This window comes from Lysinibacillus sp. FSL K6-0075, from assembly GCF_038592945.1.
Classification (GTDB): domain Bacteria; phylum Bacillota; class Bacilli; order Bacillales_A; family Planococcaceae; genus Lysinibacillus; species Lysinibacillus fusiformis_F.
In genome coordinates, this window is record NZ_CP151947.1 from 1421096 (window position 1) to 1435721 (window position 14626).

A 14626-nucleotide genomic window follows, 5' to 3' on the forward strand; every position below is an offset into this window, starting at 1 on the left:
ATATATGAGAGGGGGATCATCATGAATCGACAACACATAGGGATTGTCTTTGGAGGAATTTTATTATTGGTTGTTGCAATGGGGATTAGTCGATTTGCATTCACACCGATTCTACCCTTTATGCGTCGTGATGTAGGATTTTCATTAGAAGTGGCTGGATTTTTAGCTTCAAGCAATTATATTGGTTATTTCATTGGTGCATTTTGGGCAGGATTCATTTATCGTCAACGTAAGAATGTTTTATTGGCAAGTGTTGTTATCAATGTCCTATCCGTTGTATTAATGGGCTTGATAGAAGTATATAGTGTCTGGCTAGTTCTGCGATTAATTGCAGGCATTACAGGGGGTATTATTTTTGTTTTAACGTCTAGTATTATTATGGATTACTTGGCGAAACATTCATTATCACGCTGGTCTGGCTATGTATTTAGTGGTATAGGCTTGGGCATTGCTATTTCAGGTTTATGTGTACCTGCTTTAGAAATAAGATTTGCTTGGCAGGGTACATGGTTAGGATTAGGGATTTTATCAGCGATTTTTTTATTTATTACCTATTATTTATGGAGAAGTTTAGCGGTGCAGGACATCACAAAAGTTACGAAAACGCTTGATACAAAAATGACAAAGGGTTTTATGCCATGGCTGATTTTATCCTATGGCTTAGAGGGGTTAGGCTATATTATTACAGGGACTTTTTTAGTCGATATTATTCATAATATCCCTTCTCTTCAAGCTTACTCCTCCTATAGCTGGGTCATTGTGGGATTAGCGGCTATTCCATCAGCTCCTGTTTGGACAATCCTATTAGAGAAGTTTTCAGCTATAAAAATTTTGTTTGTGGCGTACATACTTCAAGTGATAGGCATCCTGTTACCTGTTTTTGCACAAACCGTATGGAGTGTGTTGTTAGCGTCATTTTTATTCGGTCTAACATTTGTAGGGATTGTCACGCTAACTACTTCCTATGCACGACAGCTTTTCCCGACACAAAGCGGATTCGTTGTATCCTTATTAACAACCTTCTATGCTTTTGGACAAATTATCGGACCGATCGTCGCAGGAAAGCTGGTTGAAGTTTATAGTAGCTATAAAGCAGCACTTATATTTGCTGGTGTCATTGTGTTTCTTGCGTTGCTCGTTATGGTAATTGGTAGATGGCTCACTATAAAAAAAGAAGCTGTTGCAGAACATACAATTTCTATATAACACATAAAAGCCAGAAATCCTATTTGGGTTTCTGGCTTTTATGTTGTTGAAAAAAGATGATGTCAACGGCAGAAATAGCAACTTTGCAAGGCGAGGGGTTGATTTCCGTTCCGCCAGCGTCCTTTCCAGGGGGCGTCCGAGGAGCCGCTTCACTCACTTACGTTCGCTCCAGGGTCTCCTCTGTGACGCTAAATCCCCTAGGAGTGACGCTGGCTCCACTCCAATCAACCATTCTGCAAAAGTGTCTTTTCTTTATTTTTCATACTAGGCGTAGCGATTAAAATAGCCCCTGATTTGTATGATTAGAAAAAGGATAGGCTTTTATTTTCAATGTAGAGAAGGGATGAATGACAACACCTCTCCATAAAATGAGTATTGAAGACCTTCCCTTTATTGGGAAATCTTCGCTAAAAAGGTAACACTTTTGTAGGTTGAAGTGGAAGGCTACTTGACTCCCGTGGGATAGCGAGACAGGCAAAACTCTAAACGGAGCGGTAGCGGAGGAAGCGATTCGGCGCTCACCCACAGGAAAGCAAGTAGCTTGCAACGGATCCATTTCTACCTTTCAATTGACTGTTTTGTTTTTCAACACTAAGAAAGCCAGAAATCCTATTTGGATTTCTGGCTTTCTCATTTACTTAAAGAAGCCGTGCCTCTATCTACATGATATTAAAAAATATAATAAAAGTCTATATATTTTTTTCTTTATATGGAAAAATAGACAAGTGCACAAAGGACGTAACGTTACGATTCTACTTTGAAATGAGGACTATATATGAACACAGAACAAGCTATTCAAAGCTGGAATCAATATGCGGAAAGGTATACAGCTAACTACGATGAGCAGGGTGACATTCATCGTGTAGTACTGTTAAATCCCACTATCTTTTCTTTGCTGGAAGAGGTAGACGGAAAGCATGTATTAGATGCAGGATGTGGAGAAGGCTATTTAAGTAGATTACTAGCGAAGAAAGGGGCAAGCGTGACGGCTGTTGATTTTTCTCAAAAAATGCTGGAGATTGCTTTGGAAAGAACACAACAGCAGAAAGCTATTCAATTTTTACACGGGAACTGTGAAAATTTATCATTTTTAGCAAATGAACAATTTGATGGTATTGTTTCGAATATGGTTTTCCAAGATTTAGAGGATTATCAGGCTGCGATACGTGAGATGTATCGACTATTAAAACCGAATAGCATTTTTATCTTTTCGATTCTGCATCCGTGTTTTGTGACACCAAATAGTGGATGGATGAGACATGAGCAGCTAGATCAACAGTATTGGAAAGTCCAGCGTTATTTTTATGAGGGTGCCTATCAACAACTAGATGCTGAACCACCTATAGTTTTATACCATCGAACATTAACAAGCTATGTGCAAGCCATTATTCAAACTGGCTTTACCATTGAAAACATTGTAGAGCCAAGGCCATCACAAGACATGCTAGAAAAATATCCGCAATTTGAGGAAGATTTGCATTGTGCAGATTTTCTAGTATTTAAACTAAGAAAATGAAGGAGAGTGAATCCATGCGTTTATTTCATGTCAGTGAAGATCCTACAATAACGATTTTTCATCCTCGTTTACCTGAACGACCAGATTTAGATGCCACCAAAGGGCTTGTTTGGGCAATCAACGAGAGATGCTTGCCAAACTATTTAACACCGAGAGATTGTCCTCGTGTTTGTTTTCATGCAGGGATACAAACAACAGAACAGGATAGAAGGCATTATCTAGCGCAAGCCTCTCATGTAGTGGTCATTGAAAACAAATGGTTTGAAATATTGAAGAATACGAGACTTTACCTATATGAGTTTGATAGTAATGGCTTCATATTACAGGATGATAATGCAGGCTATTATACAAGTGAATTAACACAAATACCCATTAATGTCTCTGAAGTCAACGATATAGCTAAAGCATTATGGGATTGGAATGTTGAATTACGTATAGTAAATAGCTTGTGGGAAATCCATGATGAAATCCAGCATACAAGCTTAAATTGGTCGATGTGCAGAATGCGTTTTGCACAGGCTAGAGGATAAAGAACAAGCCCCGTCATGCTACTGTTGCATGGACGAGGCTTGTTTGTCTATTAGAAAAAGATATACAGCTAACTGCGATAAGCAGGGTGATATTCATCGTGTAATACTGTTAAACCCCACCATCATCTCTTTGTTGAAAGGGAGATCGATACGGCTATATCAAGTAAGTGAAGATTATATTCAAACAAATTTTCAATCTCGTCTTCCAGTAAGACAAAATTAGATCTTTCTAAAGGGATTATGTGCATCGTTCATAGTGGTGTTCACTACTGCTAGTATGAAAAAGGAAAAGACACTTTTGCACATGGTTGATTGGAGTGGAGCCACCGACACTCCTAGAGAATTTAGCGTCACAGATGAGAGCATACAGCGAACACTAGTGAGTGAAGCGGCTCATCGGACGCCTCCTGGAAGGGACGCTGGCGGAACGGAAATCAACCCCTCGCTTTGCCAAAAGGTCTTTTTCTGCTAGTGACATGAACAACATTCCCTTTTTAGCTAGACTGCATGATAACGACCAACAGGAACGATTAAAGGTGTTTTCGAAACAGGGTCTTCAATGACCATGCTATCTAAATCAAATGTTTCTTTAATTAACTCGCTTGTCACAATAGTTTTTGGTGAACCTTCTGCAAGTAAACGACCATTTTTTAATGCAAATAAGTAGTCTGCATAACGGGCAGAAAGGTTAATATCATGCAATACCATGACAATGGTTGTACCATATTTTTTATTTAAATCTGTTAGTAAATCTAAAATTTCAACTTGATATGTAATATCTAAAAAAGTTGTCGGCTCATCTAAAAATAAGATATCAGTTTGTTGTGCTAATGCCATAGCAATCCATACACGTTGACGCTGACCACCTGATAGTTCATCAATATTGCGGTCAGCAAATTCTGTAATGTTCATCATTTCAAGTGCTTCTGCAACTGCCTCATAATCTTGTTTGGACCATCCTTTAAACAATGTTTGGTGAGGAAATCGACCTCGTCCGACTAAATCAGCAACTGTAATTCCCTCAGGAACGATAGGGGATTGAGGTAAAAGCCCTAACACACGAGCTAATTGCTTTGGTGGCATTTGATGAATTGATTTGCCATCTAGCATGACGTGACCACCAGTTGGCTTAATGAGACGTGCCATTGTTTTTAATAAAGTAGATTTCCCGCAACCATTCGCACCAATAATAATGCTAATTTTGTTACTTGGAATAGCAATGCTGACATTTTCTAAAATCGTTTTCTGCTCGTAACCAGATGTTATATGCTCAGCTTGAAGCGTATGTGTTGGTTTCATCATATATCTCCCTTTCGATTGATTCGAATTAACAAGTAAATTAAGTAAGGTGCACCAATGATTCCTGTAATAACACCTACTGGATATCTAGCTGTAAATGCGAATTGCCCAATTAAATCAGCAGCCAATACTAAAATAACACCAATTAGACCAGCTGGAAATATATTTGAAAACCCGACACCAACTAACTTTTTGGCAATTGGTCCAGCAAGGAATGCAACAAAGGCAATCGGTCCTGTAGTTGCTGTAGCAAGTGCAATGATTAATACAGAACTAATCATTAAAATGATTCGTGTTTTGTTTGTGTCTACACCTAGAGAGGTGGATGTTTGTTCACCAAGCTCAAGCATTTCTAAATGTTTCCCGTAAAATAAAAGTACAGGTGTAAAAACAATGACAATGATTATTAATGGAAATAGCGTCTCCATTTTTGCACCATTCAAACTCCCACTTAACCATCTCATGGCGCTTGGAATATCATGTGTGTTGCCAATCAACATTAAATAAGAGATGAATGCATTGAGCATGGCTTGAATGCCAATCCCGATTAAAATTAATCTGCCAATTGAAAAAGAAGAGCCTCTTGATAAAGCATAAATAATTAGTACAGTAGCTAAACCACCAATAACTGAAGCAATAGATACAACAATATTACTTGCTTGTAGGACAATAATACAAAATACAGCAGCAGCACTTGAACCAGCTGTAATACCGATAACATTTGGATTTGCTAAAGGATTGCGCAACATGGTTTGGAAAATATAACCACCAACACCGAATGCAAAGCCAGCAAATGTACCAGCTAGCATGCGTGGTAATCGAATTGTACCTACTGCGAAAGAAGCACCTTGTACTTGTTGGCCAAAGAGAACATGGACAACATCCTCGACAGGATAAATCGTGTTACCAAGCATTAGCATTGTGCCACAAAGTATGATGGAAATAAGAGTTAGTACAGAAGTTATTATGACAAAACGTCTTTTTCTTTGTTTTCTACCTTCCATTATGGATATCAATGTTTCATTCATCATAACGCACGCATTTTCGCTTTCATCGTAATTAAAATCAAGATAGGGGCACCTATAAAGGCTGTTAAAATACCCACCTCTAACTCACCAGGACTGCCGAGAAGTCGACCACATACATCTGAAAACGTTAAAATAATAGCTCCTGTTAAGGCAGACATAGGCAGGATAAAACGTATATCAGGTCCAATAAGAAGGCGGACAACATGGGTTGCTAATAAACCGATAAAGCCAATCGGTCCTGCTAAAGCTGTAGCAGCCCCACATAAAAGGACACCACCAAGTGCTGCAGACATCCGTAGTGTACCAGTACGAACACCTAAACCAGTTGCCACTTCATCCCCAAGTGCTAAAGCATTTAGTGCTGGGGCAGTGAAGAGGGCAATCAAGATACCTACAACTAAAAATGGAATAAATAGCTGTATAGCATCCCAGCTCCCGGCACCTACACTACCAACTTGCCAAAATCGAAATTGATCCATTACATTTGTACGAGGAATCATCACCGCGACAACCAATGAAGATAAAATGGCACTAGTAGCAGCCCCTGCAAGTACAAGCTTTAAAGGTGTAGCGCCACTTGCACCCATAGAACCTATTCCAAATACAAAAATAGCAGTGATAATTGCCCCCGCTATTGCTAACCAGATATATTGATTTGCTGAACTAATGTTTAAAAAAGCAATACCACAAACGACAAAAAGGGATGCCCCTGTGTTTACCCCTAAAATACTTGGATCTGCAATTGGATTACGTGTTACTGCTTGCATGAGTGCCCCAGAAACACCTAATGCCGCACCACACAGTAAACTAAAAATTGTTCGAACGATTCGTTTTCGAATAACAACGGCTTCATGTGACTCGACATCAGGATGGAACAAGCCATCCATCAGTCCAGTCCAGCCAATTGTACGAGAACCGAATAGTAACGAAGCAATTACGCATATCGCAAGAAAAATGATGAGAAAGAGCAAAACTTTTCCAAAATGTTTAGGGATAAATAACTGCTTCTGTTCGGTAGCTTGTATCTTATTCATATTACTTAATATTTTTTGCTACGTCTGAGATTAATGATAAATACTCATCAATTGTATAGGCAATTGATAGTGGGCTAGGGGTACCAGCAGCTGCAAGTGGCGTGTTATCACCAATAACAACAACATGCCCATTTTGAATAGCAGGTACTTTCCCTAAAATTGGATCAGCTTGTAAGGCTGGTAAAGTTGTATCATCTCCATAAGCAATAAAGATTTCTACATCAGATAAAGCATCAGCATTTTCAGCGCTTAATTCAAGATAGAAGCTGCTATCATCAGTAATTTGCTTGTTAAGGCTTTCAGGATATTCCATACCTAATTCGTTTAAGAATTCACCACGTGGGTCTGCAGGTGTATAAATATAGAATTTTGATAAGTCCGTTGCAGTGAACATAGCGAATGCAGCTTTTTTACCTTTAATTTCAGGATGTTCACTTACTTTATCTTGGATTAATTTTTCAGTGTCTTTGATTAATTGTTGACCTTCAGCTTCCATACCCATACCTTGCGTGTTTAATGTAACTTGGTCACGCCAAGAAGTTACCCAAGGAATTTCTTTATACGCAACAACAGGTGCGATTTGGCTTAAAGTATCGTACTCTTCTTGCGTAATACCTGAGTATGCAGCAAGAATGACATCCGGGTTAGAGTCTGCAATGGCTTCAAAGTCTAGACCGTCCGTATCTTGATAGATATTCGGATTTTCTTCACCAAGCTCTTTTAATTTTTCAGCAGTCCAAGGAAGCATACCACTACCATCTTGTACACCATAGTTAGCAGCAGAGAAACCTACTGGAACTACACCAAGTGCTAGTGCTACGTCATGGTTAGACCAAGCAATTGTTGCTACACGCTCAGGCTTTTTTTCAATAACCGTTTCACCAAAAGCATGTTTAATTGTAATTGGATATTGCTGTCCATCAGTAGTTTCTGATGTATTATCTTTTGTTTGTTCTTCTTTTTTAGCAGTGTCTTTATTAGATGAATCAGAGCATGCTGCTAAAGCTAAAACCATAAATGATAAAAGCATTACGACGAACATAGAATTTTTCATTTTTGACATTTTCCCAACCTCACTTTATTTTTAAAAAACGATAATGATAATCTTTATCACTTAGACAAAAATATTACTAATTTCAATAAAAGTCAACAAAATTTTAAAAAAAATTGCCGTTTTTTAGCTTTATGATCGTAATTCAATATTAAATATGAAGACAGAGCTAGAAAAAAGCGAAAATGCTCCTCAGGTCATGGTTATCAAAACAAATCGAGTTAGGTATTTAGTCACGGAAATCTCCATCCATATTTTCACATATAGCGCCTTGAATTGGTCGAACTGGCAAAGTACAGCCAAGACACTAAAAAACAAGCCTCGTCATGCTGGGATTGCATAGACGAGGCTTGTTTGTACTAGACAGTAGATGTTTGTTCAATTGGTGTTGAAGAGACATGAACTAATTTCTTGTCTTGATAAGTAAAGATAAATTCATAGTTAGTTGTTTCATTGAGCATTGTAGGTAAATAATATTTTAAATCCTCAATACCTACATTTTCAGGGTGAAAAATCCAATCCAGCTTCTTCCAATCAAGAATGCCTTCTGCTACCTTTATGGGAGTAACATATGTAAAAGATTCAGGTAGTTCTGCAATAAAGGCATACATACAACCATAGTTCACAACGCCATCTGTCCAGGTAATTTTACCTTTATAGGTGATATCCTCAACCGTAATACCTGTTTCTTCTTTGATTTCTCGAAGTGCACCAGCTAATGGCGTTTCACTCTGTTCAATTTTACCACCTACACCATTCCACGCGCCCATCCATTGTGGCTTATCTCTATTTAGTAAAAGGATATAATCACCCTTCTTCAGAAAACAAATTGTAAATTCAGCCAAGTTTGTTCCTCCTTTTTCTTTAGCTATCTGAATTGGCAGGAGACCAGCCAGTCTGCTGACTCCAATGATTTGCTTGTTTTAAAATTTCCCATATGATCGCTTCTTTAGAATCCGTATAAAGTTGACGATTATGTGTGTATTTCTTAGCCAATTCATATTTTACCTGCTCATAGCGCCGACAGTGTTCTGGATCACTGCGTAAAAAATCTCGAAATAATAAAGCAAGCTGCTCTGTCCAACTCCCAGCCTGTCGAACATGAATATGTACTCGTCTTTGGTCTGGAGCCTCTCGAAAATAGCGTTTAGACTTATCTGGATTTTCCGCTCGATAAATAAAACCGAGAGATTCTAATGGAGCTTTAAATACTGTCAATGGTGTAAACGATGCGACGGATATTTGTATATCAATCACTGGTTTCGCTGCTAACCCTGTTACAGCGGTTGAGCCAATATGATCAATTCTCAGCGCTATGTCTCCTAAGGCCTCACGCAATTGACAGCCTATGCTATGAAATTCCTTAGCCCATTCATCTGTATAAGGCAAAATCAAAATAGGATCGGACATTTTTTCCCCCTCCCTTGGTCTTCATAAAAATATTGTATCACGCATGTTATAGTGGAATAAAGATAGGAGAAGGAGTGAGAAAGCGATGATTCTAATAAGTGCTTGCTTAGCAGGTTTCAATGTTCGTTATAATGGCACCAACAGCCTAGATGAAAAAATACAAAAGCTTGTGTTAGAAAATAAAGCTGTCACGGTTTGCCCAGAGCTGATGGGAGGTTTTTCGACGCCCCGTGAGCCCGCTGAAATTGTAGGAGGCGATGGACAGGATGTTCTTGATGGCAACGCAACAGTGGTTGAAAGTTCTGGACGAGATGTCACGGAGCTATATCTAAAGGGGGCCTATGTAACTTTACAAAAAGCGCTTGAGGTGGGAGCGACTCATGTCATTTTAAAGGAATATAGCCCATCCTGTGGCAGTGCAGAGATTTATAATGGTGAGTTCAATGGAATAAAACTAGTTGGAGAAGGGGTAACTACGGCATTGCTTCGAAGACATGGAATTGAGGTTTTATCAGAAGAACAATTTCTATGAGGGAATGCGATTTTTTTTATAGTGAGGAGTATCTTTTCACCATAAGAAACGTCTGAACAGATGGGAGGTGGGTGATATGCCATTAACCTTTGCACATCCAGCAGCAATATTACCTTTTTCAAGACAAAGCAAATACATCCATTTTTCAGCACTTGTCCTAGGAAGTATGGCACCTGATTTTGAATATTTTTTTAGAGGCAGACCAATAGGAGCAATCGGTCATAGTGTGACAGGTTTTTTCATTTTGAATCTACCTCTTATTATCTTGATCTATACACTATACCGTGCGTTTATTCATCAACATCTAGTTAATCATTTACCTTTATTTTTACAGGATACAACTATCCAAAAAACTTCCAAGAGTAAATTATTCAATGTCATCGTATTTGGCTATTCAGCGCTATTTGGTATGCTAACACATGTTATCTGGGATTCCTTTACACATAGAAATGGCTATATGGTATCGCAATTAGCTATTTTATCTGAAATAATGCCACTATTCAGCTTGCAGATTCCTGTTTATAAATACTTACAGCATGGCAGTACATTCATTGGTCTTATGCTGATAATCAGCTATGTCTATTTCAGAACAAACAATCAGCCGAAGGAAACTTTGCAAACGATTCATACAACACAAAAATTTTGTTTTTGGATGCAGATACTAGGTCTAGCGTTTTTGTATTTTTGTTTTTGGTACATTATGAATGAGATTTCACTAAGCAGTTATGGTACATGGGTAATCCGTATCATCGATTCATTTTTCTGTAGCTTACTAACGATTTGTTTATTTAAAACTTATCGTCAAAAACTAACAACATCCAGAATAAAGGGACTTCCTTAATTGGGAGTCCTTTTAATCATTAATTCTTTTTTAGTTTGGACAAAAAGAAAAATAAATAGATAATGAAAATAGCATAAACTAGTATCCAGATAAATTGCCAATAGAACTTACTAGGTATGGACTTTATTTGATCTCCAATAGTCATCATTTCTAAAGAAAGATAAAGTGGGGGTAGAAACCAAATAATGCCTTTTATATGCAGGATCGAGTCTTTTAACGTTGCTATTACTACAGCAAACAATAATACGCTGATAACACCCCACCAAGTATTTTGTTTACTTTTGACAAGCTCTCTTGTAAACATAGCAGAGAGTGCCATTCCTAAAAACGCTAAACTAAAATGAGCGAGAAATCCAAGTGATAGGTGTAGAAAACTTGGTTCTTCAGCAAAAGCGTGAATGACGGTAGGATAGATCACAGAAATCATACTTAAGCATAAAGCAATCAACATGCAGATTATAAATAAGCTAATATTATAACGTGTTGAACCATTCGCATGTAATATTGTAATCACTTTTTGCCCCTCATCTTCTGAATGAAACAGTGTGATGGTGAACCATCCCATTAAGAAAAAGATAACAATTGAGGTAAATGAAAAGCTATCTAATATAGGATTTGGGACAAATGTATAGTTGACAACAAGACATAAAATAAAAATTGAAAAAGGTGGAACATACTGATAGGTTCTAGCATAATTGCTTAACTGATATCGCATTAAACTAATCATTTTGTATGAATTTCTCCTTGACATTGATTGGCACTATTTGTTTAATAGTAACATTTTTATAGAGCAGCTGTTGTAAGAGATGGTTAGTTTGCTGTGCTTGAATATGAGTAATAACTTCATAAGAACCATTGGCTAGTTGTAATTGGTTTTGAATTTCGATTAAAGGAGAGATGTCTTGTAAGTATGCAAGATTAGAAATCTCAAAAATCAATTGATTATAGGTTGCATGATGCACTGATAAATTAGCTTCTTTTACTTCTTTATTTTCAATCATTAAAGTTGTATCAACAACATGATCCAGTAGTTTTGTTTCATGACAGGTTAAGAGTATCGTCATACCTTGTTGTTTGAGGCTCAGAAGTGTCTGTTCCAATTCACTTTGTGTTTTAAGATCTAGTCCCGACAGAGGTTCATCTAAAATCAATAAATCTGTTTCATTAAGCATGGCCTGCGTAATCATCATTTTTTGCCTCATTCCTTTAGAAAAATGAGCTATTCTAGTATCTTGTACATCTTCTAAGTGAAATAGTTCGAGTAAATAATTTATTCTCGATAATAGTTCTTGTTTACCCATTCCGCAGATTTGCCCCATATGCTCAAGGTATTCTCTAGGGGTAAATAAAATATGAGAAGGAGAAACTTCTGGTACATAGCCAATTTTTAAAGGGTGTTTGGAAGGAATAAGAGAACCAGAGTCGGGCGTGATTAGCCCCGCAATTATTTTTAATAGGGTGCTTTTGCCAGAGCCGTTTTTCCCTAAAATAGCAGTAATTTGATTGTAATGGATGGAAAAAGAGACACTTTCTAAAATGGTAGTGCCTCTGTATTGCTTGGTGATGTTTTGTACGGCGAGTAACATATTCATAAATCTGCACCTACTTTTGTTAAATTCACTAAGCTTATTGTAAGAGAATAGTAGGTTATATGGCAAAAGAAACCATTATAAAAAACAGTAAGAATCTGTTTAATGATTAACAGATTCTTACTGTTTACTTTACAACGAACGATATTTTTTTAAACTGATAATATTTAACGTAATGAAAACAATGGCGAAACAAGCAAGAATGCTGAGATTCATTACAATATCAGGAAATGAATAACCTTTATACATAACGCCATTCAATGCGTCAGCAGCATAGTAAAGAGGCATGATGCGTCCAATATTTTGAAGCCATTCCGCCATACTATCGAGCGGAAAAATACCCGAAAAGAATACTTGAGGAACAATAACAAGCGGAATAAACTGCATCATTTGAAATTCTGAAGCAGCAAAGCTAGATAGCAATGCACCTAAGGATAACGATACAAGGGCAACCACCATATTAATGAGTAGGACAAGCCAGATGGAGCCTACATGGACAATATCTAGCACATAAATACCAAACAGGACGATAATAATCGTTTGCAGGAAGGCAAATAAACCATAACCGACCATATAGCCTGCTACAATTTCTGAGCGTTTAATAGGTGTCGCCAGTAAACGCTCCAATGTTCCTGAAGTACGCTCCTTTAATAGGGCAATGCCGGTAATTAAAAAGACAAAGAAGAACACGAAGAAACCAATGAGCATAGGACTAAATATATCAAAAATAGCCGTATCCTTATCACCATAAATATAGTCCGTTTCCATACTGCCTATAGAGGTTTGTGTTGGCTGTAAAACTTGTGCCAGTTGCATCGTTAATGCCTTTGCCTGAGAAGGGTCATCATTTAATAAAGTTAACTTACTATCATTTTGCTCTATTGCTAGCCAACCATCATACTCTTTATCCTGTAGCTGCTTTTTTGAAAAAGCATTGTCCTCGATAATGGTAAAATCAGTCTCTTTCAATTTGTCGATCAATGGGGCGGGCCCATTAGAGACCACAAGTGTGACAGAAGCCTCGTTACTATTGAAAATAAAATACATTAAGGACAAGACAAGAAGCGGGGCTAAAAATAATAAAGCAAGTGTCCGCTTATCTCGTTTCATTTGTTGGATGATTCTTGTGACGATAGCACCTATTCTCATTGAACGTCACCTCCAGCTTTTAAAAACACCTCATCAAAATCTTTTGCTTGATAATGATCTTTTAACTCTTGTGGTGTACCTTGTGCAATAATATGCCCACTTCTCAGCATGGCCAATTGATCACATCTTTCTGCTTCATCCATCGCATGCGTCGTCACTAATATCGTTTTTTGTTCTTGATCTTTTAAACGAATAAGTTCTTGCCAAATTTCCTTTTTTAAGACAGGATCAATTCCCACTGTCGGTTCATCCAAAATTAATAGTTTAGGATTCTGAATAAGGGCAATAGCAAGGGATAATCGACGTTTCATTCCTCCTGAATAATTTACCACTTTAAGTCGTAAGTCATCTGTTAAACGAACAAGGCTAGCAGCATAGGCAACTCTTTCTATTCGTTCCGCCTTCGATAATGAATAAAGCTTAGCGAAAAAATGTAGATTTTCTTCCCCGGTTAAATCTGTATAAAGTGCATCTGATTGTGCCATATAGCCGATATCATTCAATAATTGCTGATGTGGAACATCCAAATCTAACACTTGAATAGTGCCATGATCAGGCTTTAGCATCCCCATAATCATTTTGATTAGCGTTGTTTTACCACAGCCTGACGGACCAAGTAAGCCCATTAGCTGTCCCTTAGGAATATCCAAAGAAAGGGGGGCAATAACTTGCTTTTGTTGAAATCGTTTTTCAAGAGATTTAATAGAGATTGCCTGGTTGCCCATATGGACCTCACTCCTTCACTGAACACAATGTTGATTTGATAAAAATTTTACGGTAGCATGTGAGCAAATACAATCAACAGTTTGCCAGCAAGTGTTAAGTAAATGGAGGGAAATATGTGTCTGTACATGAAAAGATGAATTTTGAAACGAAGCAAGCCATTAAAAGGGTTTTTATCCAGCAAGTAGAGGAGGTAGGCTTTGAGCGTGTGACAGTAAAGAATTTAGCGTTAGCAGCTGAAATCAATCGTGGCACGTTTTACTTACATTATACGGATAAATATGATGTGATGGAGGATTTGCAGCAGGAGCTATTACTGGAGTTAGAGCGCTATGTTAAACATGTTCAGCCTGTGGATGCTTTTCAAACAGTAAAAATGGGGCAACTCTATCAGCCGTTTATCAAGGTGATAGCGTGTATAAAGGAGCACGCACCAGCCTTTCGTATGTTATTAGGAGAGCAGGGGAGTCCTGCATTTACGCAAAAGATGAAAACGATCTTCGGAAGTCATATTTTGGACAGACTATCACTTATCCGCAAGGAAGCACAAGATCCAGAGTTTCAGCAATACTTACAAGCCTTTATAGCATCAGCCATTTTAGGGGTGATTCAGGAGTGGTTAGACAAGGGGAACGAGAACTTAACAGTAGAAGAAATGGTTGCTCTACATTTTCGATTATTAAGCTTTTTAGGAAATGTAGTAGCTACTATTTAATGG

Annotated in this window: 16 protein-coding genes; 6 read left to right on the top strand and 10 right to left on the bottom strand. The window is 37.8% G+C overall.

Translation table 11 applies throughout. The features are described 5' to 3' along the window. Positions 1–21: 21 nt before the first annotated feature. From MHB65_RS06680 to MHB65_RS06690, 3 genes are all read left to right on the top strand, one after another. A complete protein-coding gene (locus MHB65_RS06680; protein ID WP_342442832.1) occupies positions 22–1206 on the top strand; it encodes a YbfB/YjiJ family MFS transporter in 1185 nt (394 codons plus the stop codon). Positions 1207–1981: 775 nt separating this feature from the next. Beyond that, positions 1982–2722, top strand: a complete 741-nt coding sequence (locus MHB65_RS06685; RefSeq protein ID WP_342442833.1) for a class I SAM-dependent methyltransferase — start codon at positions 1982–1984, stop codon at positions 2720–2722. A gap of 14 nt (positions 2723–2736) precedes the next feature. Beyond that, complete coding sequence (locus tag MHB65_RS06690) at positions 2737–3252, top strand: DUF6886 family protein (RefSeq protein ID WP_342442834.1); 516 nt, start codon at positions 2737–2739, stop codon at positions 3250–3252. A 498-nt stretch (positions 3253–3750) separates the two neighbouring features. Here the strand turns inward: MHB65_RS06690 and MHB65_RS06695 are convergent, their stop codons facing one another. From MHB65_RS06695 to MHB65_RS06720, 6 genes are all read right to left on the bottom strand, one after another. Further along, complete coding sequence (locus MHB65_RS06695) at positions 3751–4551, bottom strand: ABC transporter ATP-binding protein (protein WP_342443704.1); 801 nt, start codon at positions 4549–4551, stop codon at positions 3751–3753. Then, positions 4551–5582 (bottom strand): iron chelate uptake ABC transporter family permease subunit, encoded by a 1032-nt coding sequence (locus tag MHB65_RS06700; RefSeq protein ID WP_342442835.1) that lies wholly within the window; start codon positions 5580–5582, stop codon positions 4551–4553. The genes MHB65_RS06695 and MHB65_RS06700 overlap by 1 nt, the downstream gene beginning before the upstream one ends. Further along, positions 5579–6613 carry an iron ABC transporter permease gene (locus MHB65_RS06705; protein ID WP_342442836.1) on the bottom strand — a complete coding sequence of 345 codons (1035 nt, stop codon included), beginning with the start codon at positions 6611–6613 and terminating at the stop codon, positions 5579–5581. The genes MHB65_RS06700 and MHB65_RS06705 overlap by 4 nt, the downstream gene beginning before the upstream one ends. Position 6614: 1 nt before the next feature. Further along, positions 6615–7676, bottom strand: coding sequence for an iron-siderophore ABC transporter substrate-binding protein (locus MHB65_RS06710; protein ID WP_342442837.1), 1062 nt, complete (start codon positions 7674–7676; stop codon positions 6615–6617). A 347-nt stretch (positions 7677–8023) separates the two neighbouring features. Next, on the bottom strand, positions 8024–8509 hold the full coding sequence (locus MHB65_RS06715; RefSeq protein ID WP_342442838.1) for an 8-oxo-dGTP diphosphatase: 486 nt from the start codon (positions 8507–8509) through the stop codon (positions 8024–8026). Between the two features lie 19 nt (positions 8510–8528). Then, the gene (locus MHB65_RS06720; protein WP_342442839.1) at positions 8529–9074 is read right to left on the bottom strand and encodes a GrpB family protein; all 546 of its coding nucleotides are present in this window, start codon (positions 9072–9074) and stop codon (positions 8529–8531) included. 85 nt (positions 9075–9159) lie between these two features. Between MHB65_RS06720 and MHB65_RS06725 the strand changes: the two genes are divergently transcribed. Together MHB65_RS06725 and MHB65_RS06730 are read left to right on the top strand one after the other, a co-directional pair. After that, the gene (locus MHB65_RS06725; RefSeq protein ID WP_342442840.1) at positions 9160–9606 is read left to right on the top strand and encodes a DUF523 domain-containing protein; all 447 of its coding nucleotides are present in this window, start codon (positions 9160–9162) and stop codon (positions 9604–9606) included. A gap of 76 nt (positions 9607–9682) precedes the next feature. Then, positions 9683–10447, top strand: coding sequence for a DUF4184 family protein (locus MHB65_RS06730; protein WP_342442841.1), 765 nt, complete (start codon positions 9683–9685; stop codon positions 10445–10447). Positions 10448–10466: 19 nt separating this feature from the next. Here the strand turns inward: MHB65_RS06730 and MHB65_RS06735 are convergent, their stop codons facing one another. From MHB65_RS06735 to MHB65_RS06750, 4 genes are all read right to left on the bottom strand, one after another. Continuing rightward, positions 10467–11174, bottom strand: a complete 708-nt coding sequence (locus MHB65_RS06735; protein ID WP_342442842.1) for an ABC transporter permease — start codon at positions 11172–11174, stop codon at positions 10467–10469. Beyond that, on the bottom strand, positions 11167–12039 hold the full coding sequence (locus MHB65_RS06740; RefSeq protein ID WP_342442843.1) for an ABC transporter ATP-binding protein: 873 nt from the start codon (positions 12037–12039) through the stop codon (positions 11167–11169). The genes MHB65_RS06735 and MHB65_RS06740 overlap by 8 nt, the downstream gene beginning before the upstream one ends. Before the next feature lie 129 nt (positions 12040–12168). Beyond that, entirely contained in the window at positions 12169–13185 is a 1017-nt protein-coding gene (locus tag MHB65_RS06745) for an ABC transporter permease (RefSeq protein ID WP_342442844.1), read from the bottom strand. Further along, positions 13182–13910, bottom strand: a complete 729-nt coding sequence (locus MHB65_RS06750; protein ID WP_205442209.1) for an ABC transporter ATP-binding protein — start codon at positions 13908–13910, stop codon at positions 13182–13184. The genes MHB65_RS06745 and MHB65_RS06750 overlap by 4 nt, the downstream gene beginning before the upstream one ends. A 116-nt stretch (positions 13911–14026) precedes the next feature. On the opposite strand from MHB65_RS06750, the gene MHB65_RS06755 reads away from it, so the two are divergent. Beyond that, positions 14027–14623: a TetR/AcrR family transcriptional regulator gene (locus tag MHB65_RS06755; RefSeq protein ID WP_342442845.1), complete on the top strand. Its 597-nt coding sequence runs from the start codon at positions 14027–14029 to the stop codon at positions 14621–14623. Positions 14624–14626 lie beyond the last annotated feature (3 nt).